The organism is Nonomuraea sp. NPDC005730, assembly GCF_040630865.1.
Taxonomy (GTDB): Bacteria; Actinomycetota; Actinomycetes; order Streptosporangiales; family Streptosporangiaceae; genus Nonomuraea.
On record NZ_JBEXYK010000005.1, the window covers coordinates 138,752 to 161,650 of the forward strand.

Sequence of the window (22,899 nt, forward strand, 5' to 3'; positions counted from 1 at the left end):
TCGCGCCCGCCTGTGGACGACCCTTCCGGCACACCCGCGAGCGACGCCCGGTCAGTCGCGGCCGGCGCTCTCCGGCGTGAAGGCGGGCAGGCACACGGCGACGTACTCGGCGCCGTCGGGGCCCGCGCTGTAGCGCACCTTCTCCCCCGGCGAGGTCACCACCGACTGGCCCGCGGCGACCTCGACCGTGCCGCCGTCGTGCTCGACGAGCAGGCTGCCGCGCAGGACCACGGTGTACTCGGTGAACGACGGGGTCTGGGCGGGCTCGGCCCAGCCGGGCGGGGCGGTCATGTGGGCGATCGAGACCTGATCGTCGCCGCTGTTGACGCGCCCCACGTGCTCGTCGATGATCTTGCCGCCGGGGACGGGGATGCGGGTCGGGCCCTCGATCTTTCTCACCACGGGCTTCAGTGTGCCACGTCGAGGACCAGCCGGCTCGGCGCGGACTGCTCCTTCACCCGGAAGCCGGCCCGCCGGGCGAGCGCCAGGCCGACGCCCACGCGCCCCTCGAAGTCGCCGGTCCTGACGACGTCGGAGACGTTCTTGAGGCCGGCCCGGTAGACGGGCCCGCCCTTCCAGGTGGGGTAGCCGTCGTCGTCGTGCGCGTTGGCGGGGAAGAGGGTGAGCTGCAGGTACGCGCCGCCGTGGACGCCCATGGGCTCGCCGGAACCGTCCTGGAGGAACTCGTCCACCCATTTCACCTTGTAGCCGGGAATGTCGCCCTTGAGGTCGATCACCACCCGGTCGTAGCCGTCGTGGGTCGCGTACCGGACGCCGGTCACCACGGCCGGGTCGAGGCCGTCGCGCTCGACGTCCACCTCGGCGGTGCTGGTGGGGACGTCCGAGGGGGCGCTGCGGGGGGTGGCGGTGCCGGGACCGGTCTCCGCGGGGGTGTCCAGCCGGGCGGTCTGCGAGGAGGTGCCGCACGCGGTCAGAACGGCGAGGCAGGCGAGCGGGACGGCGAGGCGAAGGCGCGACGACCGCTCGCCGGCCGGGGATGACGGGCGCATGCCCGGTAGATGCCCAGCCCACGGACCTGCAAGCGGCTTGGCTGCGGATCGGCCCGGGTTTCCTGGCACTTCCGCGGAGCCGGGACGCCCTCTACGCTGATCAACCTCCAAGGAGTCATACAAGTGAGCAAATCCCACGATTTATCGGCTTTTCTAGCGTCTTATGGGTCCTCTTTCGCGAGGACGGCCTACCTGCTGACCGGCGACGCGGACAAGGCGCGCGAGCTGGCCACCGCGGCGCTCGTCTCGTCCTGCCGCCGGTGGTCCGCGATCCGCTACCACCGCCCGGCCGACGCGGTGCTGCGCGAGCTGTACGGACGGTTCCTGGGCGCGACGGGCGCCCCCTGGCCGGTCCCGGAGGGTCACCTGCTCGCCGGGCTCGCCCCGAGGACCCGCGCGGCCGTCGTCGTCACCTTCCACGACGGGCTGAGCCTGCCGCACGCCGCCGTGATCACGGGCCTGTGGATCGGCGCGCTGGACGACGAGCTGCGACGGGCCCGCGCCCAGCTCCGAACCACCCACCCGACCCTGTTCGAGGCCCTGACCGAGGGCCCCACGGACCTGGCCGAGAACCCGGCGGACCAGGCCGAGGAGCGCGTGGACCCGTCCGAGGGGCATGCGGACCCGGCCGGGGGCCGCCGGGGCGACCGGCCGGGGAACGGCGCGACGTCCCCCTCCCCCTGGACGCTCGCCCCCGCTCCCGAGCCCGCCGCCCCGACGGCGGCGCCCCAGGACGCCGCCCCCGGGGATCCGGCCCTGCGGGCCGCACTGCTCGGCCTGGCCGCCGGGATGCCGCGCGCCGACCTCGCCGAAACGGTCCTGCGGCGGGTCACGGCGCGGCGCAGGATCCGGGCGTCGGTGTGGACGTCGGCCTCCCTCGGCCTGGTCGCCGCGATGGTCGCGGCGATCGTGGCCGGGCTGTCCGCGGTGGCCGACCGCGTGGACGAGACCATGGCCCGCGCCACCTTCGACCCCGGGACGCGGGGCCCCGGCCAGGAGGTCCGCGACCCGCTGCCCGCCGCGCTCCCCGACCCGGTCCGCTTCGCCTACCCGGGCTACTGCCGCGACGCCGAGGCCGACGCCCATGCCCCGCAACCCTGCGGCCAGTGGGTGCTCACCACCCGGTCGGGCACGGAGTGGCGGCTGCCGGACGCGCGGGCCGGCTACGACCCGGCCACCGGCGAGTACATGCCGCTCGCCCTCAGCCAGGACGGCCACCGGCTCGTCTACCAGAACCCGCAGGGCCGTTACCTGGTCCACGACCTGCCCACGGGCGTGGTCAAGGGCATCGACGCCACGGCCGGGGACGGCGAGGCGCACATCAGGTCGTCCCCGGACGGCCGCTACTTCGCGCTGTCCTTCGGCGACGCCGGCGACAGCGCGGTGCTCGACTTCCGGACCGGCACGACCCGCACCGTACGCGGCAAGGACGTCGAGATCCTGGCCGTCCACGACGACGGCACGCGCGTGGTCGCCGAACGCCGGGACACCACCACCGTCCCCGGCCACGCCTCCGTCAGCACGCTGAGGCTGGACGGCGCGGGCACCCGGACGAAGGGCTTCCGGATCGACCCCGCCCTCATCGAGCACGGCGCCGCGCTCGCCCCGGACGGCCGCTCCCTGGCCCTGGTGACGGCCGACGACCGCCTGGTCACCATGGACGCCCGCACCGGCCGCGTCACCGGCCCCCGCCCCCGCCTGGACGTCGACGACCTCGAAGTGATCAGGGTGGAGCGCTGGCTGAGCCGCGACAAGGTCCTCGTACGCCTGTGGGACCAGGAGGACGTCTACCTGGTGCAGGTGAACGTCCGCACCGGCGAGAGCGCCGACCTCGGCGACTCGGCGACGGAGTGGATCGACTACTCCGACCCGATCGGCGCCCTAGAGAAATGAGGAAGAGGGCCCCGCCCCCGGCGGAACCCTCTTCCCCGTCACAGGGAGGTCAGACGGCCTCGAAGACCTTCACGTCCTCGGCCTCGACCGCGGCGGCCTTGCGCGAGCGCAGCCCGGTGGCCGAGATCACCAGCCCGACCAGGGCCAGCACCAGCGCGACCACGATCGCCGAGCGCAGCGCGCCGATCGACAGCGTCTCGCCGCCCGAGGTCAGCACGGCGGTCACCACGGCCAGCACGATCGCGCCGCCGACCTGGCCGGAGGTGTTGAGCAGCCCGGAGGCCAGGCCCTGCTCGTCGTCGTCCACGCCGGTGGTGGCCTGGATGTTCAGCGAGGGGAAGGACAGGGCGAACGCCACGCCGATCAGGACCATGCCGGGGATCACCAGGCCGCCCAGGCTCGGCGTCTCGTCGATGCCCAGGAAGATCGCGTAACCGCCGGCCAGGGCCGCGGCGCCGATGACGATCAGCTTGGCGGTGCCGAACCTGTCGGCGAAGTCGCCCATCTTGGTCGAGGTGACCGCGACGAGCAGGCCCGCGGGCAGGAACGCCATGGCCGTGCCGAGCGCCGACCAGTGCAGCAGGTTCTGGAAGTACTGCATGGCCACGAACTGGAAGGCCACGTACGAACCCATCAGGATGAGCAGCCCCAGGTTGGCCCGGACGATGTGGCCCGAGCGCAGGATGCCGAGCCGCACCAGCGGGTGCTTCAACCGCAGCTCGGTGAGGACGAACAGGCCGAGCAGCACCGCGACGGCCACCAGCGAGCCGATCGTCCGGAACGAGACCCAGCCGACCTCGGGAGCCTGCACGACGGTGAAGACCAGCAGCAACATCGAGGCGGTGATCAGCACGGCGCCGACGAGGTCGTGGCCGCCCTCGGCCCGCTCCTCCCGGACCTTCGGCAGCACCTTCAACGCGGCGATCAGCGCGATGATCGCGACCGGCACCGGCATGAGGAGCGTCCACTGCCAGCCGAGCCCGGTCAGCAGGCCGGAGAGCACGAGGCCGAGCGAATAGCCGCTCGCGGCGCAGGCGGTGAAGATGCTCAGTGCCTTGTTGCGCTCCGGGCCCTCGGGAAACGTGGTGGTGATGATCGACAAAGCGGCGGGCGCGGTGAACGCGGCGGCCACACCCTTGACGAACCGGGCGGCGATCAGCAGGCCCCCGTCGTCCACGACACCACCCAGCAACGACGCGACGGCGAAGACGCCCAGAGCGACCAGGAACACCCTGCGCCGCCCGAGCAGGTCGGCGGTCCTGCCCCCGAGCAACAGAAGACCGCCATAGCCGAGCACGTAGCCGCTGACCACCCACTGCAGGGAAGACGTGCTGAGGCCCAGATCATGCTGGATGGCCGGCAGGGCGACACCGACCATGGAGACATCAAGGGCGTCAAGGAAGATCACTGCACAGAGCACGGCGAGCGCGCCCCAACGGGATGAGGAAGAGGACATGGGTCAGAACAATACATGCGTCAGCATCTAATGCAAGTGCATTTAATGTCGTTGCATGAATCTTCCCGAGATGGTAACCTCCGCGACATGGACGAGGAGTTCGTGGTCGAGACCTGGCATTACGTCCTGGCCAAACACGCGAAGGCCATGTGCGCGCTGGAGCGGGAGCTGGGCGAGCGGCACGGGCTCGGGCCCAGCGAGTTCGAGGTGCTCGACCGGATCGTCCACCACGACAGGAAGCTGCGCATCCAGGAGCTCTGCGAAGAGGTCCACCTGAGCCAGAGCGCCCTGTCCAGGGTCGTGGCCAGGCTGGAGAAGAGCGGGCTCGTCACCCGCGGCACGTGCGACTCCGACCGCCGGGGCGTGTTCGTCTGCATCACCGACGAGGGGCGCGCGCGGTACACCGAGGCGCTGCCCACGCAGCGCGCCGTGCTCGCGGGCGTCTTCACCGACGTTCCCGAGGTTCCCGTCGTCACCACCTGAGCCGGTACGGGGCCGGGAAGGCGGCGGCGGCCGTCCCCGGGCAGGGGTCCGGCCGCCGCGCACGAGTGCTTCCGCTGGTCAGCCGATGCGGTCGATGACCAGGGGCAGCAGCTCGCGCCCCGACTCGGCGACCTCGTAGCCGCCCGACAGCGCGTCCAGCGCCCGCTCGAACCTGGCCGTCTCGTCCGCGTGCAGCGTCATCAGCGGCTGCCCCTCGCGCACCAGGTCGCCGGGCTTGGCGTGCAGCACGATCCCGGCCCCGAACGACACCGGGTCCTCCTTGCGCGCCCGTCCGGCGCCGAGCCGCCAGGCGGCCAGCCCCACGGCGTACGCGTCGAGGCGGGCCAGCACCCCGGACGACGGCGCCGTCACCGTCATGCTCTCGGCCGCCCTCGGCAGGACCGCGTCGGGGTTGCCGCCCTGGGCGGAGATCATCCGCCGCCACGCGTCCATGGCCGAGCCGTCGCGCAGCGCGTCGGCCGGGTCCTTGCCGGAGACCCCGGCCGCCGCCAGCATCTCCCGCGCCAGCCGTACGGTCAGCTCGACCACGTCGGACGGCCCGCCGCCGGCCAGCACCTCGATCGACTCCTCGACCTCCAGCGCGTTGCCCACGGCCAGGCCGAGCGGCCGGTCCATGGCCGTCAGCAGGGCGACCGTGCGCACGCCCGCGTCGCTCCCGAGCGCGACCATGGTCTCGGCCAGCTCGCGGGCGCTCTCGGTCGTCTTCATGAACGCCCCGGAGCCCACCTTCACGTCGAGCACCAGCGAGCCGGTGCCCTCGGCGATCTTCTTCGACATGATCGACGAGGCGATCAGCGGGATCGACTCGACGGTGCCGGTGACGTCGCGCAGCGCGTAGAGCTTCTTGTCGGCCGGGGCCAGCCCGGAGCCCGCCGCGCAGACCACCGCGCCGGCCGTGCGCAGGACATGGAGCATCTGGTCGTTGGAGAGCGAGGCCAGCCAGCCCGGGACGGACTCCAGCTTGTCCAGGGTGCCACCGGTGTGCCCGAGCCCACGCCCGGACAGCTGCGGCACGTACGCCCCGCACGCCGCCACCAGGGGCGCCAGCGGCAGCGTGATCTTGTCGCCGACGCCGCCCGTGGAGTGCTTGTCGGCCGTGGGCCGGTCGAGCATCGACCAGTCCATGCGCTCGCCCGACCGGATCATGGCCTGCGTCCAGTCGGCGATCTCGCGCCGGTTCATGCCGTTGAGCAGGATGGCCATGGCCAGGGCGGACATCTGCTCGTCGGCCACGTCACCGCGGGTGTAGGCGGCGATCACCCAGTCGATCTGGGCGGTGGTGAGCTCGCCGCCGTCGCGCTTGGCGCGGATGACCTCGATGGCGTCCATGGTCACGAGCTCCTGCTGAGGTCGTCGGGGCCGAACGCGTACGGCAGGATCTGCGCCATGCGCTTGGGGCCGTCGACGGTCTCGACCAGCAGGTTCTCACCGCCGAATTCGTACAGGAGCTGACGGCAGCGCCCGCACGGCATGAGCAGCTCGCCGTGGCCGTCCACGCAGGTGAAGGCCACCAGCCGGCCGCCGCCGGACATCTGCAGCGCCGACACCAGGCCGCACTCGGCGCACAGGCCGAGCCCGTAGGAGGCGTTCTCGACGTTGCAGCCGGTGACGATCCGGCCGTCGTCGACGACCGCCGCCGCCCCCACCGGGAACTTGGAGTACGGCGCGTAGGCGTTGCGCATGGCCGTGGCGGCCTCGGCGCGCAGGCCGTCCCAATCGATGTTCAATGTTGATCCCCCCGACGGAAGCGTACGCCGTCGGCCTTGGGCATCCGCAGACGCTGCGAGGCGACCAGGAGCACGAGCAGCGTGAGCACGTGTGGCGTGATGAAGACGAACTCGCCCGGCAGCGTCTCCACGGTCCGCCAGAGCCAGAACAGCAGGAGCGCGCCCACCGCCGCGGCGGCGATCACGGTGTAGTCCTTGACGCCCCTGGCCACGATCTCGGCCGGCTGGCTCGGCGCGACCAGCTTGCGGATCTGCAGCGCGAGGTAGACCACCAGCAGCAGCGCGCCGAACAGGAAGAACGTGGTGACCGCGTTGGCCTCGCCGGAGCTGCGCAGTTGCAGGCCGCTGGCGTAGCCGAACAGGGACGAGCCGGCCGCGAGCCCGCCGGGCCGCCAGTTGCCGAAGATCATGGCGGCCAGGCCGATGAAGCCGCGCCCCTGCGTCTGGCCCTCGACGTACTTGTTGGAGACGAACACCAGGAACACGCCGCCGAGCCCGGCGAACGCGCCGGAGACGACGACCGCGAGGTACTTGATCCGGTAGACGTTCACGCCCAGCGACTCGGCCGCCCACGGGTTCTCCCCCGCCGACCGCAGCCGCAGCCCGAACGACGTGCGCCAGAGCACCAGGTACGTCACCGGCAGCAGCAGCACGGCCAGGATGATCAGCGCGTTCACGTCGTGGGTGAGCCCGCGCAGGATGCCGGCCAGGTCGGAGAGCAGGAACCAGTGGGTGCTCTCCAGCTTGCCGAGCAGGTCGGGGCCGTCCGACAGAACGGGCAGGCTCACCTCCGGCGCACCCGAGCTGATCGCCGGCGAGGTGGTGATGCCGGCGCCCTTCGCGCTGGCCGAGGTGCCCTCGCCGTAGAGGACCTCGGACAGGAAGCGGGTGATGCCGGGGCCGAGCAGGTTGATGGCGACGCCGCTGATGATGTGGTCGACGCCGAACGTGACGGTCGCGATGGCGTGGATGAGCCCGCCGAGCGCGCCGCCGAGCAGCCCGGCGACCAGCGCGGCCACGGCGCCCCACTGGTATCCGGCCCAGCCGGCGAACCAGGTGCCGAGCACCATCATGCCTTCGAGGCCGATGTTGACCACGCCGGCCCGCTCGGCCCACAGGCCGCCGAGACCGGCCAGGCCGATCGGCACCGCGAGCAGCAGCGCCGCGTTGAACGTGCCGGAGGAGGTCAGGTCGTCCTGGCCGGAGATGATCCGCACCAGCGACAGCAGCAGGATGAGCGCGGCGACGCCGAGCAGCGCCAGATGATATTTGCCGACCCTGCTCATGCTGCCACCTCAACCGGTCTGTTCGTGTCGAGCTGCCGGGCGGCCCGCTGCTCCTCGAGCCGCATGGCGATGCGGTTGGTCACCTCGTTCGCGATGACCACCAGCAGGACGATGACGCCCTGGATGATCGTGATGACCGACGACGGCACGTCGGCGATCTGCAGCGCGCCCTGCGCCCGGTCGAGGAAGGCGAACAGCAGCGCGGCGATCGCGATGCCGACGGGCTTGTTCCTGCCGAGCAGCGCCACCGCGATGCCGAGGAAGCCGAGGCCGGCGGTGAAGTTGGAGTTGAAGGCGCCCTTGTCGCCGAGGAGCTCGGGCAGGCCGATGAGCCCGGCGATCGCGCCGGACAGCACCATGGCCGCGATGACCATCTTCTTCGGGTTGACGCCCGAGGCGAAGGCGGCCGGGCCGTTCAGCCCGCTGGCCTTGACGTTGAAGCCGAAGCGGGTGCGCTCCAGCACGACCCAGACCACCAGGCCGAGCACGACGGCCACGAGCAGGAAGCCCCACACGCCGCCGCCGCGGGTGGGCGCCAGCAGCCCGAACCAGTCGAAGACGAAGTTCAGGTTGGGGAACATCGCCGACTCGGGCAGCTGCGGCGTGGTCGTGGTGAGCTGGCCGGCCGCCCGCTGGCCCGCGAACGGGCCGCGGACCAGGTAGGAGGCCAGGGCGATCGCGATGTAGTTGAGCATGATCGTGGAGATCACCTCGTTCACGCCGCGGGTCACCTTCATCACCGCGGGGATCAGCGCGTACGCGCCGCCCACGACGGCCGCGACCACGATGATCACCAGGATCTGGATCGGCTTCGGCGCGGTGAACGTCGAGCCGACGTAGGCCGCGCAGATGGCCGCGATGCGGTACTGGCCCTCGACGCCGATGTTGAACAGGTTCATGCGGAAGCCGACGGCCACCGCGAGACCCGCGATGAACAGCGGCACCGCCCGGTTGAGGAACGCCGCGATGCCGTTGGACACCGAGCGCTCGGTCTCGCCGAAGTTGAAGAACGCGGCGAACGCGTCGATCGGGCTGGCACCCGCCGCGGTGATCGCCACGCTGGAGATCGCGATCGCCAGGACGATGGCGACGACGGCGCCCGCGACGGTGAGCAGCGCCCGGTTGAGCCCGGCGGGCATCACGTCTCCTCAGTGCCGGCGATGGCGCCGGTCATGTAACCGCCAAGCCGCTCGGGCGTGACGTCGGAAGGATCGAGTTCGGCCACGAGCCGGCCGCGCAGGATGACCCTGATCGTGTCGGACAGGCCGATCAGCTCGTCGAGGTCGGCCGAGATCAGCAGCACGGCCAGGCCGGCGGCCCGCGCGTTGCGCAGGTGGTCCCAGATGGCGGCCTGGGCGCCGACGTCCACGCCGCGGGTGGGGTGGGCGGCGATGAGGAACGACGGCTCGCCGCTCATCTCGCGTCCGACGATCAGCTTCTGCTGGTTGCCGCCGGACAGGGCCAGGGCCAGGGTGTCCACGCTGGGGGTGCGCACGTCGTACTCCTTGACGATGCGCTCGGTGTCGGCCTTGGAGGCGCGCCGGTCGACCCAGATGCCGCTGCGCGCCGGGGGCCTGGTCTGGTGGCCGAGCACCCGGTTCTCCCACAGGGACGCCTCCAGCAGCAGGCCCTGCCGGTGGCGGTCCTCGGGGATGTAGCCGATGCCGGCCTCCCTGCGCTTCAGCGTGGACCAGGTGCTGATGTCCACGCCGCCGAGGGTGATCGTGCCGTGGGCGGCACGCATGCCCATGATCGCCTCGATCAGCTCGGACTGCCCGTTGCCCTCGACGCCGGCGATGCCCAGGATCTGGCCCGCGTGGATGTCGAAGGAGACGTCGTCGAGGATCAGGCGCTTGCCCTCTTCGCGCAGCTTGTCGACGTAGACGCCGACGGAGGTGCCCTTGGGGACGGGACGGAAGCCGTCGGCCTCCATCGTCAGCCGCGACACGCTCAGCGTGACGCTCTCGCGCACGGTGGACTCGCGGGTCTCCGGCGTGGGCAGCTCGCTGCCGACCATCAGCTCGGCGAGCCGGCGGGCGGTCACCTCGGCGGGGTCGACGCTGGCGACGGTGGTGCCCCGGCGGATCACGGTGATCGCGTCGGCGATGTTCAGCACCTCGTCGAGCTTGTGCGAGATGAAGATGACGGTCAGGCCCTCGGCCTTGAGCTCGCGCAGGTTCTCGAACAGCTCCTCGACCTCCTGCGGCACGAGGACCGCCGTCGGCTCGTCGAGGATGAGGATGCGGGCGCCGCGGTAGAGGACCTTGAGGATCTCCACCCGCTGGCGGTCGCCGACGCCGAGGTCCTCCACCAGCGCGTCGGGGTCGACGCGCAGGCCGTGACTGCTGGCCAGCTCGGCGATGCGGGCCCGTGCCCTGCCGGTGTCGAGCATGCCGGCCCTGGTGGGCTCGGCGCCGAGGACGATGTTCTCCAGCACGGTGAAGTTGTCGGCCAGCATGAAATGCTGGTGGACCATGCCGATGCCGACGTCGATGGCGTCGCTGGGGGTGCGGAAGCTGACCTCCCGGCCGTTGACCCTGATCGTGCCCTCGTCCGGCTTCTGCATGCCGTAGAGGATCTTCATCAGGGTCGACTTGCCCGCGCCGTTCTCCCCGACGATCGCGTGGACCGTGCCGGGTTCGACGGTGATGCGGATGTCGTGGTTGGCGACGACGCCGGGGAAACGCTTGGTGATGCCCTCCAGCTCTACGGCGGGTTGCACCGCGGCGAGGGTGTCCGAGCTCATTTCGCCTCTCCTAGAGCATGGGGGGCGGACGGGGCGGATAGCCAGAAGGCCCGAAGTGGGGACTCCGGGCCCTCGGTCGTCCGTTCCTATCCAGATTACGGCTTGGACGGAACCGTGATTTTGCCGTCGACGATGTCCTTCTTGGCAGCGTCGAGCTTGTCCTTGATGTCGTCGATCTCGCCACCGGTGGTGGACAGGCCCACACCGTCGACCTTGAGGTCGTAGACGGTGTTGCTGCCGCCCTTGGCGCCGCCCTGGAAGGCCTTGACGAACTCGAAGACGCCGACGTCGACGCGCTTGAGCATCGAGGTCATGATGACCGACTGAAGGTCGGCCTCCTTGACCGTCTGGCGCTGGTCGGAGTCGACGCCGATGGCCTTCTTCTTGGCCGCGGCCGCCGCCTGGAACACGCCGAGGCCGGAGTCGCCGGCGGCGTGGTAGACGATGTCCGCGCCGTCCTGGTACATCTTCTCGGCCGCGACCTTGCCCTTGTCGGGGGCCTTGAAGCCGGAGAAGTCACCGTCGGGGGTGAGGTACTTGATGTCGATCTTGATGTCCGACTTGACCGACTTGGCGCCCATCACGAAGCCCGCCTGGAACTTCTTGATCAGGTCGTTCTCGACGCCGCCCACGAAGCCAACGTGGCCGGCCTCCGACTTGGTCGCCGCGGCGACGCCCGCCAGGTAGGAGCCCTGCTCCTCGGCGAACAGCAGGCCGGTCACGTTCGGGCCGTTGGAGGCCGAGTCGACGATGGCGAACTGCACGTCGGGGTACTCGGCGGCGGTCTTCTTGACGTCGTCGCCGTAGGCGAAGCCGACCGCGACGATGGGGTTGTAGCCCGCGTCCGCGAGCTGGCGCAGCAGGTCGCCGCGGTTGGAGCCGTCGGCCGCCGGGCTGAGCTCCTTGATGTCGGCCTTCAGCTCCGTCTTGGCCTTCTCCAGGCCGGCGTAGGCGGCGTCGTTGAACGACTTGTCGCCACGGCCGCCGACGTCGAACGTCAGGCCGACCTTCAGGCCGCCCTTGGGGGCCTCGCTGCTCGCGCCGGAGCTCGGCTGCGTGCTCGCCGAGGTGCCTCCGCCCTCGCCGCCACAGGCCGCGACCGCCATGAGCATGACGCCGGCTACCGAACCGACGGCAATCCTGCTGAATCGCTTGCCGAGCAAGGCGACTCCCTTCCATTTCCTCGCCGTCGAACTTCATCGCAGGCGCGAAGAAACGTACGGCACCTGCACGGAAGATAGTTGCTTGACCAGGGCAGACCAAACCGGCACACAGGGTCGCAACCGCTCCGTTATCGACATCAAGCGCGTCCGTGACCTGAATCTGGGTTCAGGCACTTGGGACGGCACCCGCAAAGTTTTGCCCAAGTTTGGTATGGAGGGGGCCCTTGCCGAGCGGTCGATCATGGCAGAGATTCCGATCAACGGTGGAAATTTCGTATCGGAGCCCCGTATGCAGCCTTGGAAGACACTGGCCGTACCGCTGGTCGCGATCCTCGCCGTGACCTTGGGCGGGCCCGCCCCGGCGACGGCCGCCACCCCTACCCTCAAGATCGAGAACAACGCCACCCAGCCCGTCTTCTCCCGCGCCGACGCCGTCAAGCAGACGGTGTTCGTCGAGGTGGCCGGGACCGACAGCGACGACGACGGGCAGCCCGACCGCGTCGCCATGGACATCCTGCGCCCCAAGGAGACCGACCAGGGGCTCAAGGTCCCGGTGATCATGGAGGCCAGCCCCTACTACGCCCCCGGCAACGACGTGCCCAACCACCCGGTGGACGTCGACGCGAACGGCATCCCGCTGCCCACCCTGAAGTCGCCCTCGAACAGGCTCGCCAGTGAGCCCTTCGACGGCTACTACGACAACTACTTCGTGCCCCGCGGCTACGCCATCGCGCTGGTCGAGAACGTGGGCAGCGCCCGCGCCACCGGCTGCCCGTCCTCCGGCGACCGGAACGAGACCGCCGGCCCGAAGGCCGCCATCGACTGGCTGAACGGCCGCGCGCGCGGCTTCGACGCCGACGGCAACGAGGTCAGCGCCACCTGGTCCACCGGCAAGGTCGGCATGATCGGCGTCTCCTACAACGGCACCCTGCCCAACGCCGTCGCCTCCACCGGCGTCGAGGGCCTGAGGACGATCGTGCCGATCGCCGCCATCTCCAGCTGGTACGACTACTACCGGGCCAACGGCGGCGTCCTGGCCCCCGGCGGCTTCCAGGGCGAGGACCTGGACGTCCTGGCCAAGTTCGTGCTGACCAGGGACCGGGGCTTCGAGGTCTGCGGCGCCAAGATGGACGCGCTGACCGCGAACCAGGACCGGATCACCGGCGACTACGGCCCGCTCTGGGACGCCCGCAACTACCTCAACGACGTGGACAAGGTGAAGGCCAGCGTCTTCCTCGTGCACGGGCTCAACGACTGGAACGTCAAGACCAAGCAGTTCGCCCAATGGTGGTACGCCCTGGCCAAGCGGCACGTGCCGCGCAAGATCTGGCTGCACCAGGGCACCCACATGAACCCCTTCAACCTGCGCACCGTCGAGTGGCTGCGTCAGCTGCACGGCTGGTTCGACTACTGGCTGCAGGGCATCGACTCCGGCATCATGCGCGAGCCGCAGGCCGACGTGGAGATCGGCGTCGGCGAGTGGCGGCAGCACGCCTCCTGGCCGCTGCCCGGGGCCACCACGGTGGCGCTCCACCCGGCCGCCGGCGAACGGCTCGGCCTGCTGCCCCGGCCGCTGTCGCCCGCGGAGTCCTTCGTGGACCAGAGCGCGCGGACGGCCGAGCAACTGGTGGAGGCGGCCGGGCCGGACCCGAACCGGTTGGCGTACCGGACCGGCGAGCTGCCCGCCGACGTGCGGATCTCCGGCACGCCGACGGTCTCGGTGCGGGCCTCGTTCAAGGACGGCGCCTCGCCGTACCTGACGGCGTTGCTGGTGGACTACGGCACGGACGTGCGCCCGGACGGCACCCTGCTGTCGACCGGCCAGAGCTACTGCTACGGCGAGGGCGTCCCGGGTGACACGGGCTGCACGACGCTCAGGCGGCTCGGCACGGCGACGACCGCGTACAAGATCGTCTCCAGGGGGTGGCTCGACGTGCGCAACCGCCACCGCGCCGACCGCACGGAACCGCTGCGCCCCGGCAAGGAGTACACCTTCACCTGGGACTTCCAGCCCAAGGACTACCTGTTCAAGAAGGGCCACCGGCTGGGCCTGGTGATCATCTCGACCGACCGCGACTACACCCTGCGCTATCCGGGCGGCACCCGGGTCACCGTGTCGCCGGGGCACTCGTCCCTGCGGCTGCCGGTGGTGTTCGGCAGGCTGGCCTGACCCGCCGACGGCCCGCCGCGCGACGCGGCGGGCCGTCGGAGCGGCGCTCAGGCCATGGCGTTGCTGATGGAGTCGATCGGGCCGACGTCCCACAGCGCGGTCAGCGCGGTGGCGGCCATCACCCGCACGCCCATCGCGATCGCCTTCTCGTCGACGTCGAAGGTGCCCTGGTGGATGTCGTACGTGACGCCGTCGGGCGAGCGCGTGCCGAGCCGGGCGAAGGCGCCGGGGATCGACTCCAGGTACCAGGCGAAGTCCTCGCCACCGAGCGACTGCTGGGTGGGCACCACCGCGCCGGCGCCGAGGGCCCGCTCGGCCGCCTCGGCCAGCATCTCGACGCTGACCTCGTCGTTGACGACCGGCGGCACGCCCCGCGTGTAGTCCAGCACGGCCTCGACGCCGTAGGCGCCGGCGACGGACTCCAGCAGGGCCTTGATCAGGTCGGGGGCGGCGTGCCAGGCGTTCTCGTCGAGGCAGCGGATCGTGCCCTCGGCGATGCCGTCGTCGGGGATGGCGTTGGCCGCCGAGCCCGCCTCGACCCGGCCCCAGACGAGGCTGAGCGAGGAGCGCGGGTCGATCCGGCGGGAGAGCGCGGCGGGCAGCTCGGTGAGGATCTTGGCCAGGGCGAAGACCAGGTCGGCCGTCAGGTGGGGACGGGCGGTGTGGCCGCCGGGGCCGGAGACCCTGACGACGATCTTGTCGCAGGCCGAGGTGATCGGGCCGCTCCGCAGACCGAGCTGGCCGACGTCGACGCGCGGGTCGCAGTGGAGGCCGAAGATGCGGTCGACACCGCTGATGCCGCCGTGGGCCATGACCTCGAGGGCGCCGCCGGGCAGCTCCTCGGCGGGCTGGAAGATCAGCCGGACCCGGCCGGGCAGCAGCCCGGCCGCGGCCTGCTGGGCCAGGAAGATCGAGGTGCCGAGCAGAACGGTGGTGTGCACGTCGTGCCCGCAGGCGTGGCACGCGCCGGGGACGGTGGAGCGGTAGGGCACGTCCTTCTCGTCCTGGAGCGGCAGCGCGTCGATGTCGGCCCGCAGCGCGATGGTCGGCCCGTCGCCGCTGCCCACCTCGCAGATGAGACCGGTGCCACGCGGCAGCACCGACGGCGTCAGCCCCGCGGCGGTCAACCGGTCGGCGATGCGCTGGGTCGTGCGGTATTCGGCGAAGGCCAGCTCAGGATGCATGTGAAGGTCACGACGGAACGCCACCAGCTCCTGCTCGATCTCCGCCAGGAACGCGTCCAGTTCTCCCCGCAGCTCACGTCCCCGCATATGTCACCATCCATCCCGTAGAGGCCGCGCGTCCCACGCACGGACGGCGGCTCATAACGCTCTCGAAAAAGTCCATCCTGCGGCAGCCACCTGGTTGAGGCGGCCGTTCGGCGAATCAAAAGCCACACCCGTAGGTTTCGGTGCGAGATCGTCAGCACGGGCTTCGCGTTCATCGGTCGCAGCAGCCCGGGTGCACGGCGGTAAGCCGTGAGCCCGGTGGCGATGCTTCTGACTTTATCGCTCCCGTGCGCCTTCGCGCCGACAGATACACCAAAAGTTGGCCGACGGCATGCCCGTAACCGCAGGTGGTCACGTTCTGCACATGTCCGCCTGATCAGGAAAATAGTCACAAGGGATCATTAGATGGTGACCCGATGTCGCCACTTCCAAACGTGCTCACCGATTTCGAATCCTGTCACCTTCTGTCATGTTCATGACACTTTGGCGCTTGCTGCATTTGTGAAGAATGCGTGTTTCACTCGCTATATGATCACTAATATCCCGTTCGGGGAGAAGTATGCCGGGTTGAGCATCTTCGAGCCGAGCGAGGGGACCCTGGTGGTCGTACCCTCGCTCTCCCTGCCGCAGGACGAGCTGCGCCGCATCACGGCAGCCCGATCGTACGAGGAGCGCCTGCTCTTCCTCCTCCTGACGCTCCGGGAACCCGGGGTCAAGGTGATCTACCTCTCCTCCGCTCCGATCGATCCCGACATCATCGACTACTACCTCGGCTTCCTCCCCGACCCGGACGACGCCGCCAAGCGCCTGGAGCTCATCAGTCTCGACGAGCCCTGGTCGCAACCCCTCACCCGGACGCTGCTGCGCCGACCCGACGTCCTCGACCGGTTACGGTCGGCGATCGACGCCGACACCTGGCTGGTGCCGTTCGTCCTCAGCGAGACCGAGGAGGAGCTGGCCGCGTCACTCAACGTCCCCATCTACGGCCCCGCCACCGCGCTGGCCTACTACGGCTCCAAGAGCGGCGCCCGCGAGGTCGGGCACGAGGCCGGCGTGCCCATGGCCCGCGGTTTCGGCGACGTGCACAGCATCATCGCGATCGACGAGGCCATCGACTCGCTGCCCGGCGAACGGGTGATCGTCAAGCTCAACGACGGCTACTCGGGCCTGGGCAACGCCATCGTCAGCAAGGCCGACCGCTCGCTGACCCGATTTTCGGCGGCCGGGGAGACCTGGACGAGCTTCACGACGAAGATCAGGGAACGCGGCGCGGTGGTGGAGGAGTTCATCGAACATCGCCCGCTCTACTACCCGAGCGCCCTGGCCCGAATCACGCCCGGCGGGCACGCGGCCGTGCTGGCCACGCACGACCAGGTGCTCGGCGGCCCCAACAACGACGTCTACCAGGGCTGCACGTTCCCCGCCGCCCCGGAGTACCGGCACGAGGTGGGCGAGTCGGCCGGGCGCATCGCCGCCATCCTGGCCGAGCGGGGCGTGGTCGGCCTGTTCGGCATGGACTTCTTCGCGCTCAAGGCCGACGCCGGGTACGCCGCGCTGCTGTGCGAGATCAACCTGCGGATCGGCGGCACGACGCACCCGTACGGCGCGGTGGTGCTGACGACCGGCGCCAGGTACGACCCGGCCACCGGCCTCCTCATGGCCGGGGACCAGCCGAAGTACTACACCGCGACCGACAACTGCTCCTCCTCCTGCCTGCGTGGCCGCACGCCGGGCGAGGTCATGCGCACCGCCCGGCGGCTCGGGATCGGCTTCGACGCCGACCGGCGCACGGGCAACGTCTTCCACCTGCTCGGCGCCATCCCCGAGTACGGGAAGCTGGGCTTCACCTCCATCGGCGACTCGCGCGAGGAGGCCGACGAGCTGCACGCGCTCACCCGCCGCCTTCTCTGCGACGCCTGATCCCCGCCTCACGCAGACCGCGCCACCCGATCACCGCCAGCACCGCACCGAGGATCACGTTGACCCCGATCAGGATCCCGTGCACGACGTAGAAGCCGGTGGGATGTCCGTCGGCCAAGTTAAACCCCAGGTTGATCCACTCGACGATCATGAACACGCCGAGGATGACGAGGAAACCGGCGATCTTTGGTGACATGGTCATCTCTCCAGTATCGAAGGCGGATCATCTGGGGAATGTGTCGCCACATGGGCATTCACACGGAGCTACGCTGAGACCGCCATGTGGACGAAATTTGTGCCGGTTACGGCACTTCTCGCCGCGGTCACGCTCACGAGCGGGACCGCATCCGCCGCCCCGACGACACCCGTCGGCGGTGACGCGCTGGGAAGCCGTGGGCTGGTGCAACCCCAAGGCGTCAAGGCGCCTCCCAAGAGCAAGGCTACTTCCTACGTCATCGCGGACGTGGAGACGGGTCAGGTGCTCGCCGCGAAGGACGCGCACGGCCGCTACCTGCCGGCGAGCACGCTCAAGACGCTCACGGCGCTCACGCTGCTGCCGAAGCTCGACAAGAACCGCAAGATCCGGCCGAGCCAGAACGCCTGCAACCAGGAGGGCACGGCGGTCGGGCTGACGCCGAAGATGACGTACAAGGTCGACGACCTGTTCCGGGCGCTGATGATGTCCTCCGGAAACGACGCGGCCATGGCCCTGGCCGAGACGAACGGCGGCGTGGCCCAGACCATGCGCGACATGAACGCCGAGGCCAAGCGGCTGCAGGCGTACGACACGGTGGCCAAGACGCCGAGCGGCCTGGACAAACCCGGGCAGAGCAGCTCGGCGTACGATTTGGCGCTCATCGCCCGTGCCGGCCTCGCCAACCCTGATTTCCGGCGATATATCAGTACAAAGACTGCGAAGTTTCCGGCGCCCAAGGACTACTACGAGATCAGCAACCACAACAAGCTGCTCTGGCGCTACCAGGGCATGATCGGCGTCAAGAACGGCTGGACGTCCAAGGCGCAGGGCAGCTTCGTCGGCGCGGCCACCCGCGGCGGCCACACGATCCTGGTCACGATCATGCGGCACGAGGGCTACTTCTGGGACGAGGTGGCCAAGCTGCTCGACTGGGGCTTCACGGTCAGGGGCAAGGCGGCCCCCGTCGGGCAGCTCGTCGAGCCGGTGCCCGAGCAGGTGCGGGCCGCGCCGCAGGCGCCGGTGTCGAAGGTGACGCCGGCCGCCCAGCCGCCGCTGCTGGACACGGCGGCCTCCAAGCAGACCGACACCACCCGGACGGTCGGCTCGGCCGTCATCGGCGGCGGCCTGCTGTTCGGGCTGGTCTGGCTCGGCTTCGGCATCCGCCGCAAGCGCAACAGGTCCCGCCTCTGACGACGGAGGGCGCGTCAGGGCCGGGTCAGGGCTCCGAGGTCGGGTGCGGGGGCGTGCCCTTGCACTCGGGGCCGGGCGCCTGGCCCGGGTCGACCGCCGGCACCTCCAGCGGGTCGCCGAGCGAGGGGATCGGCGACGGGGACGGCGGCGGGCACAACCCCGTGGTGGACGTCCACGCGGCGGCGAGCAGCACGAGCCTGGCCGAGAAGTTCATCCACACCAGCAACCCCACGATGGCGGCGAACGCGCCGTAGACGGGGTTGCCGAGTGTGGTGCTGAGCAGCAGGCTCGCCACCTGCTTGAGCAGCCCGAACCCGATCGCGCCGAGCAGCGCGCCCCTGACGATGACCTTGAACGGCTCGGCCGGCTTGGCGACCCAGCCGAGCAGGATCACGAACAGCACCCAGTCGGCCACGACGCTCGCCACCACCACGAAGATCCGGAACGCCTCGGTGCTGAGCAGCGAGTTGTCGCCGAAGATGTGGTCGAGCACCTTGTCCGTGACCGTGGTCGCGGCCCCGGACACCAGCGTGGAGGCGACCAGGGTCGCCCCGAGCAGGATGACCGAGACCAGGTCGCGCAGTTTGCCCAGGAAGTAGTTCGGGGGCGGCACGGTGGTCATCGACATCTCGCGCAGCGCCGCGCGCAGCGCGTCCATCGCGCCGAGCCCGGCGTACAGGAGGCCGAGGAGGCCGATGATGCCCGCCGTCGTCCTGGCGCCGGCGATCTGCTCCAGGTTGAGGTCGGTCGCCATGCCGGGGAGCCGTTCGGTGATGGCGGTCTCCAGCGCCTCCCTGGTCGCGCTGCTGGCGTCGAGGGTGTAGCCGAGCACCGCGTACCCGAGCGCGAGCAGCGGGAAGAAGGACAGGAAGGCGAAGTAGGTGACCGAGCCGGCCAGCCGGTCGCCTCCCTGGAGCTGGTAGCGGCGCACGGCCCTGACCAGGTGGTCGATCCACAGCCTGCGGACCCGCCAGTGGTCGAGCGTCGTCCGGCCCCAGGCGCGCAGCGACACGATCCGCTCGTTCAGACTCGCCATCACGCCCTCACCCCCCGCCGGAGGCGAACGATCACCTCGTCACGGCGTCGGCCGATTCTGCCAGTGACGCGAGGACCGCCGCCAGATCCTGGTGGAGCATCTGCCCATCTCGCTTGACGACACGCCCGCCGACCAGCACGGTTTCCACGACGCTCGGGTCGGCGTTGAGCACGACGGCGCCGATCGGGTCGTGCGCCGCCGCCATGCCGAGAGTGTCCGTACGCAGCAGTTGCAGGTCGGCCTGCTTTCCCGGCCGCAGCGAGCCGACGACGTCGCCCAGCCCCACCACCTCGGCCCCCTCGACGGTGGCCATGCGCAGCACGTCCCGGGTGGTGAAGCCCATGCCCCCGCCGTCCGGCCTGCCGCGCTCCAGCAGGTACGCCGCCCGCATCAGGCTGAACATGTCGCCCGGCGCGCAGCTCACCGTGTCGATGCCGAGACCGGTCGGCGCGCCCGCCGCCCTGGCCCGCCCGCTGACCGGGTAGCCGAGGCCGAGCGTCATCTCGTCGACCGGCGAGACCGACACGTTGCCCCCGCTGCCGGCGACGCGCTTGAGGTCGTCGTCGGTGTAGCTGTTGGCGTGCACGTACGTGGTCCGCGGCCCGAGCAGGCCGTTCGCCTCCAGGAACGCCAGGCCGCGGGCGGCGCTGTCCGGGCCGCCGACGCCCATGTGCACGGTGACCGGCAGGTCGAGCTCGCGGGCCAGCCGCCATTCCGCCAGCGCGTGCTCCTCGTCCACGATCTCCGGCCCGAGCGCGGCGACGACCATGGTGACCAGGCCGCCGCCCGCGCCGAAGTGCTCCTCGTGCACCCGCAGGCCCTCGCGGACGAGCCCGCCCGGCTCGCCCCCGTGGCACCAGCCGAGCACGGCCCTGATCCCCGACTCGCGCAGCGCCCGCACGGTGGCCTCGGTGTGGGCGGGCGAGAGCTGGATGTGCGACCAGTCGAGCAGCGTGGTGATGCCGGTGTCGAGGCATTCCAGCGCACCGGCGAGGTTGGCGGCGTGGACGTCGGCCGGGCGGTGGGCCGGGGCCAGCTCGCCGAGCACGCGGCTCAGGTAGCCGTCGAAGGCGACGTCGGGGGCGACCGCCCTGATGCCGGCCTGCCAGGTGTGCCGGTGGGTGTCGACGAAGCCGGGCAGCACGATCCGCCCGGTCGCGTCGATCACCTCGGCGCCCGGGACGTCGGCCAGGCCGGGGCCCACCTCGGCGATCACGCCGTCCTCGACGCGCACGTCCGCCTGGCCGAGCACCACGGGCTCGGGCTCGGTGTCGATCACGGTGCCGTTCTTGATCAGCAAAGTTGTCATGGCGAAAAGCTTAATCAAAAGCTTTTCAGAAAGCAATCTGGCGATGGGTATCCTCGATGACGTGAAACCGGATGAGATCGACGCGATGGTGCCGCGCTGGGTGGAGTCCGGGCTGTCGTCGTCGCTGATCGCCGGTCTGGAGCTGAGCAAGCGCCTGTCCCGGCTGCACCTGGTCTTCGAGCAGGCGATCAAGGCGGAGCTGGCCGAGCTGGGGCTGACCTACGCCGAGTTCGACGTGCTGGCCGCGCTCGCCCGTACGCCGGCGCCGCACCGGATGAAGCCGAGCGAGCTGTCCAAGGCGCTGCTGCTCACCTCGGGGGGCACCAGCAACGTGCTCCAGCGCCTGACGGCGGCGGGCTACGTCGAGCGGGAGGCCAACGCGGGCGACGCGCGCAGCCGGTGGGTGCAGCTCACGGCCGAGGGGCACCGGGTGGCCCTGGCGGCCCTCGACGCCTCCTCGCGGGCGCACGAGGAGGTGCTGGCCGGGGTGCCGGAGCAGGACGTCAGAGCCGCCGCCGACGCCCTGCGCGAGGTGCTCACCCTCGTCGGCCGCCGCCGCTTCCGCTAGCCCGCGCGCAGGGCGTGGCGGTCGGCCCACGAGCGGATCGACGCCGCGATGGCCTCCGGCTGGTCCTCCGGGGCGTGGTGACCCGCCGGGCCCAGGTGCTCGATCTCCAGGGCCGAGATGTTGCGGGCGCACCAGTCGAGCACCTCGCCCTGGATCAACAGGGTCGGCGAGGAGTCGAAGGTGAGCAGCAGCTTGGGCACCTCGTCGCTGTTCGCCAGCCACTTGTCGTAGCGCTCGACGGCCTCGGCCACGTCGGCCGGGTCGCCGTCGAGCGGGATCGAGCGCGCCCACTGCAGCAGCGGCCGGCGGCTCTCCCTGGTCGCGTACGCCTCCAGGTACGGCCGCAGCTCCTCCTCGCCCAGCGGGTTCAGCACCCCGCCCGTGTACGCCGTCCGCACCAGGAAGTCGTCGTCGAGCACCAGCCGCTCCCCCGCCTCGCTCCTGATCAGCTCGCTGCGGGCACGCGGCCCCTCGCCCAGCTCGCGCCAGCTCATCGGCCGCACGATGGTCTCGAAGAAGGCCACCCCGCGCACCCGGTCCGGATGCCGCGCCGCCCGGTCGAAGGCCAGCGCGCCGCCCCAGTCGTGGCCGACCAGCACGACGTCCTCCAGGCCGAGCTCGTCGAACCAGGCGTCGAGGTAACGGGCATGGTCGGTGAAGCGGTAGGCCAGGTCGGGCCGTCCCGAGCGGCCCATGCCGATCAGGTCGGGCGCGAGCAACCGGCCGGGCCCGCCCACCCCGGGCAGCACGTTGCGCCACAGGTGGGAGGAGTTGGGGTTGCCGTGCAGGAAGACCATCGGCACGCCCTCCCCCCGGTCCTCGTAGTACATGGTCGAGTCCAGCACCTCGGCAACAGGCATGACACGCCTCTTTCGTTCGTTGCACTAACGTTTGTGGCACTAACGAACGTACATCGTTAGTGCCACTAACGCAACGGGATAGGATCACCGGCATGAGCCACGACATGTCCGACACCGCCGACCAGGCCGCCCCGCCCCGCCTGCGCGGCCTGCCGAGCCGGCTGCTGGCCCACGTCGCGATGCAGGCCGACCGGCTGGTCAGCGACCGGCTCGCGGGCGCCGACGCGCGCAAGTGGCACTACGCGGTGCTCGTCGCGCTGCGCGAGTCCGGCCCGGCCAGCCAGGCCGAGCTGAGCCGGCTCACCGGCATCTACCGCAGCGACATGGTCGCGCTGCTCAACGAGCTGGCCGGGCGCGGCCTCGTCGAGCGTGCGCCCGACCCCGCCGACCGCCGGCGCAACGTCATCTCCATGACCGAGCGCGGCCGCGACCGGCTCACCCGGCTCGACGGGCTGGTGGACGACGTCCAGGACGAGCTGCTGGCGCCCCTGACCGGCCCCGAGCGCGACCAGCTCGTCGGGCTGCTCGGACGGCTGCGCGACCACCACTCCCGATCAGCCCAATAGTGGGCAAAGACTGGTAAAAGCCGAGGCGTGGGAGCTTGCCGACATACCTCCTGACCAGGGGGAACGCAT

Annotated in this window: 21 protein-coding genes; 7 read left to right on the forward strand and 14 right to left on the reverse strand. The window is 70.7% G+C overall.

Annotated elements, in window-relative coordinates; translation table 11 throughout:
- Positions 1-51: 51 nt before the first annotated feature.
- Positions 52-402, reverse strand: coding sequence for a cupin domain-containing protein (locus tag ABZ444_RS10045; RefSeq protein WP_357994639.1), 351 nt, complete (start codon positions 400-402; stop codon positions 52-54).
- 5 nt (positions 403-407) lie between these two features.
- Positions 408-1,010: a hypothetical protein gene (locus ABZ444_RS10050; protein WP_357994640.1), complete on the reverse strand. Its 603-nt coding sequence runs from the start codon at positions 1,008-1,010 to the stop codon at positions 408-410.
- Between the two features lie 123 nt (positions 1,011-1,133).
- Here ABZ444_RS10050 and ABZ444_RS10055 point away from each other — a divergent pair, with 123 nt between their 5' ends.
- On the forward strand, positions 1,134-2,903 hold the full coding sequence (locus tag ABZ444_RS10055) for a hypothetical protein (protein WP_357994641.1): 1,770 nt from the start codon (positions 1,134-1,136) through the stop codon (positions 2,901-2,903).
- 49 nt (positions 2,904-2,952) lie between these two features.
- Here ABZ444_RS10055 and ABZ444_RS10060 read toward each other — a convergent pair whose 3' ends face one another.
- Positions 2,953-4,359 carry an MFS transporter gene (locus ABZ444_RS10060; protein ID WP_357994642.1) on the reverse strand — a complete coding sequence of 469 codons (1,407 nt, stop codon included), beginning with the start codon at positions 4,357-4,359 and terminating at the stop codon, positions 2,953-2,955.
- A gap of 87 nt (positions 4,360-4,446) precedes the next feature.
- Here ABZ444_RS10060 and ABZ444_RS10065 point away from each other — a divergent pair, with 87 nt between their 5' ends.
- On the forward strand, positions 4,447-4,842 hold the full coding sequence (locus ABZ444_RS10065) for a MarR family transcriptional regulator (protein WP_357994643.1): 396 nt from the start codon (positions 4,447-4,449) through the stop codon (positions 4,840-4,842).
- 78 nt (positions 4,843-4,920) lie between these two features.
- Here ABZ444_RS10065 and ABZ444_RS10070 read toward each other — a convergent pair whose 3' ends face one another.
- From ABZ444_RS10070 to ABZ444_RS10095, 6 genes are all read right to left on the reverse strand, one after another.
- Positions 4,921-6,192, reverse strand: a complete 1,272-nt coding sequence (locus tag ABZ444_RS10070) for a thymidine phosphorylase (protein WP_357969817.1) — start codon at positions 6,190-6,192, stop codon at positions 4,921-4,923.
- 2 nt (positions 6,193-6,194) lie between these two features.
- Entirely contained in the window at positions 6,195-6,590 is a 396-nt protein-coding gene (locus tag ABZ444_RS10075) for a cytidine deaminase (RefSeq protein ID WP_352324863.1), read from the reverse strand.
- A complete protein-coding gene (locus ABZ444_RS10080; protein WP_357994644.1) occupies positions 6,587-7,876 on the reverse strand; it encodes an ABC transporter permease in 1,290 nt (429 codons plus the stop codon). The genes ABZ444_RS10075 and ABZ444_RS10080 overlap by 4 nt, the downstream gene beginning before the upstream one ends.
- On the reverse strand, positions 7,873-9,015 hold the full coding sequence (locus ABZ444_RS10085; protein ID WP_357994645.1) for an ABC transporter permease: 1,143 nt from the start codon (positions 9,013-9,015) through the stop codon (positions 7,873-7,875). The genes ABZ444_RS10080 and ABZ444_RS10085 overlap by 4 nt, the downstream gene beginning before the upstream one ends.
- Complete coding sequence (locus tag ABZ444_RS10090; RefSeq protein WP_357994646.1) at positions 9,015-10,622, reverse strand: ABC transporter ATP-binding protein; 1,608 nt, start codon at positions 10,620-10,622, stop codon at positions 9,015-9,017. Before ABZ444_RS10090 ends, ABZ444_RS10085 begins: the two co-directional genes overlap by 1 nt.
- A gap of 95 nt (positions 10,623-10,717) precedes the next feature.
- Positions 10,718-11,785, reverse strand: a complete 1,068-nt coding sequence (locus ABZ444_RS10095) for a BMP family ABC transporter substrate-binding protein (protein WP_357994647.1) — start codon at positions 11,783-11,785, stop codon at positions 10,718-10,720.
- 289 nt (positions 11,786-12,074) lie between these two features.
- Between ABZ444_RS10095 and ABZ444_RS10100 the strand changes: the two genes are divergently transcribed.
- Positions 12,075-13,955 carry a Xaa-Pro dipeptidyl-peptidase gene (locus ABZ444_RS10100; RefSeq protein ID WP_357994648.1) on the forward strand — a complete coding sequence of 627 codons (1,881 nt, stop codon included), beginning with the start codon at positions 12,075-12,077 and terminating at the stop codon, positions 13,953-13,955.
- 47 nt (positions 13,956-14,002) lie between these two features.
- Here ABZ444_RS10100 and ABZ444_RS10105 read toward each other — a convergent pair whose 3' ends face one another.
- Positions 14,003-15,226, reverse strand: coding sequence for a M20 family metallopeptidase (locus ABZ444_RS10105; protein ID WP_357969801.1), 1,224 nt, complete (start codon positions 15,224-15,226; stop codon positions 14,003-14,005).
- Positions 15,227-15,712: 486 nt separating this feature from the next.
- On the opposite strand from ABZ444_RS10105, the gene ABZ444_RS10110 reads away from it, so the two are divergent.
- On the forward strand, positions 15,713-17,104 hold the full coding sequence (locus tag ABZ444_RS10110; RefSeq protein ID WP_357969799.1) for a peptide ligase PGM1-related protein: 1,392 nt from the start codon (positions 15,713-15,715) through the stop codon (positions 17,102-17,104).
- Here ABZ444_RS10110 and ABZ444_RS10115 read toward each other — a convergent pair.
- Entirely contained in the window at positions 17,076-17,306 is a 231-nt protein-coding gene (locus ABZ444_RS10115; protein ID WP_352326812.1) for an SCO4848 family membrane protein, read from the reverse strand. The genes ABZ444_RS10110 and ABZ444_RS10115 overlap by 29 nt on opposite strands.
- Before the next feature lie 78 nt (positions 17,307-17,384).
- On the opposite strand from ABZ444_RS10115, the gene ABZ444_RS10120 reads away from it, so the two are divergent.
- Positions 17,385-18,491 carry a D-alanyl-D-alanine carboxypeptidase gene (locus tag ABZ444_RS10120; protein WP_357994649.1) on the forward strand — a complete coding sequence of 369 codons (1,107 nt, stop codon included), beginning with the start codon at positions 17,385-17,387 and terminating at the stop codon, positions 18,489-18,491.
- Between the two features lie 25 nt (positions 18,492-18,516).
- On the opposite strand, the gene ABZ444_RS10125 is transcribed toward ABZ444_RS10120, so the two are convergent.
- The gene (locus ABZ444_RS10125; RefSeq protein WP_357994650.1) at positions 18,517-19,527 is read right to left on the reverse strand and encodes a YihY/virulence factor BrkB family protein; all 1,011 of its coding nucleotides are present in this window, start codon (positions 19,525-19,527) and stop codon (positions 18,517-18,519) included.
- A 31-nt stretch (positions 19,528-19,558) separates the two neighbouring features.
- The gene (locus ABZ444_RS10130; RefSeq protein WP_357994651.1) at positions 19,559-20,836 is read right to left on the reverse strand and encodes an amidohydrolase family protein; all 1,278 of its coding nucleotides are present in this window, start codon (positions 20,834-20,836) and stop codon (positions 19,559-19,561) included.
- A gap of 61 nt (positions 20,837-20,897) precedes the next feature.
- Between ABZ444_RS10130 and ABZ444_RS10135 the strand changes: the two genes are divergently transcribed.
- Positions 20,898-21,404: a MarR family winged helix-turn-helix transcriptional regulator gene (locus tag ABZ444_RS10135; RefSeq protein WP_357994652.1), complete on the forward strand. Its 507-nt coding sequence runs from the start codon at positions 20,898-20,900 to the stop codon at positions 21,402-21,404.
- Here ABZ444_RS10135 and ABZ444_RS10140 read toward each other — a convergent pair.
- Positions 21,401-22,264 (reverse strand): haloalkane dehalogenase, encoded by an 864-nt coding sequence (locus ABZ444_RS10140; RefSeq protein ID WP_357994653.1) that lies wholly within the window; start codon positions 22,262-22,264, stop codon positions 21,401-21,403. The genes ABZ444_RS10135 and ABZ444_RS10140 overlap by 4 nt on opposite strands.
- Positions 22,265-22,356: 92 nt before the next feature.
- On the opposite strand from ABZ444_RS10140, the gene ABZ444_RS10145 reads away from it, so the two are divergent.
- The gene (locus ABZ444_RS10145; protein WP_357994654.1) at positions 22,357-22,830 is read left to right on the forward strand and encodes a MarR family transcriptional regulator; all 474 of its coding nucleotides are present in this window, start codon (positions 22,357-22,359) and stop codon (positions 22,828-22,830) included.
- The last annotated feature ends 69 nt before the right edge of the window (positions 22,831-22,899 follow it).

What these genes read in the sequence shown, in the direction of transcription:
- ABZ444_RS10065 (WP_357994643.1), top strand. Translation starts at nt 4,447, where the DNA reads ATGGACGAGGAGTTCGTGGTCGAGACCTGGCATTACGTCCTGGCCAAA.
- ABZ444_RS10100 (WP_357994648.1), top strand. Translation starts at nt 12,075, where the DNA reads ATGCAGCCTTGGAAGACACTGGCCGTACCGCTGGTCGCGATCCTCGCC.
- ABZ444_RS10110 (WP_357969799.1), top strand. Translation starts at nt 15,713, where the DNA reads ATGATCACTAATATCCCGTTCGGGGAGAAGTATGCCGGGTTGAGCATC.
- ABZ444_RS10060 (WP_357994642.1), bottom strand. Translation starts at nt 4,359, where the DNA reads ATGTCCTCTTCCTCATCCCGTTGGGGCGCGCTCGCCGTGCTCTGTGCA.
- ABZ444_RS10050 (WP_357994640.1), bottom strand. Translation starts at nt 1,010, where the DNA reads ATGCGCCCGTCATCCCCGGCCGGCGAGCGGTCGTCGCGCCTTCGCCTC.
- ABZ444_RS10125 (WP_357994650.1), bottom strand. Translation starts at nt 19,527, where the DNA reads ATGGCGAGTCTGAACGAGCGGATCGTGTCGCTGCGCGCCTGGGGCCGG.
- ABZ444_RS10130 (WP_357994651.1), bottom strand. Translation starts at nt 20,836, where the DNA reads ATGACAACTTTGCTGATCAAGAACGGCACCGTGATCGACACCGAGCCC.
- ABZ444_RS10145 (WP_357994654.1), top strand. Translation starts at nt 22,357, where the DNA reads ATGAGCCACGACATGTCCGACACCGCCGACCAGGCCGCCCCGCCCCGC.
- ABZ444_RS10105 (WP_357969801.1), bottom strand. Translation starts at nt 15,226, where the DNA reads ATGCGGGGACGTGAGCTGCGGGGAGAACTGGACGCGTTCCTGGCGGAG.
- ABZ444_RS10120 (WP_357994649.1), top strand. Translation starts at nt 17,385, where the DNA reads ATGTGGACGAAATTTGTGCCGGTTACGGCACTTCTCGCCGCGGTCACG.
- ABZ444_RS10140 (WP_357994653.1), bottom strand. Translation starts at nt 22,264, where the DNA reads ATGCCTGTTGCCGAGGTGCTGGACTCGACCATGTACTACGAGGACCGG.
- ABZ444_RS10080 (WP_357994644.1), bottom strand. Translation starts at nt 7,876, where the DNA reads ATGAGCAGGGTCGGCAAATATCATCTGGCGCTGCTCGGCGTCGCCGCG.
- ABZ444_RS10115 (WP_352326812.1), bottom strand. Translation starts at nt 17,306, where the DNA reads ATGACCATGTCACCAAAGATCGCCGGTTTCCTCGTCATCCTCGGCGTG.
- ABZ444_RS10085 (WP_357994645.1), bottom strand. Translation starts at nt 9,015, where the DNA reads ATGCCCGCCGGGCTCAACCGGGCGCTGCTCACCGTCGCGGGCGCCGTC.
- ABZ444_RS10090 (WP_357994646.1), bottom strand. Translation starts at nt 10,622, where the DNA reads ATGAGCTCGGACACCCTCGCCGCGGTGCAACCCGCCGTAGAGCTGGAG.
- ABZ444_RS10070 (WP_357969817.1), bottom strand. Translation starts at nt 6,192, where the DNA reads ATGGACGCCATCGAGGTCATCCGCGCCAAGCGCGACGGCGGCGAGCTC.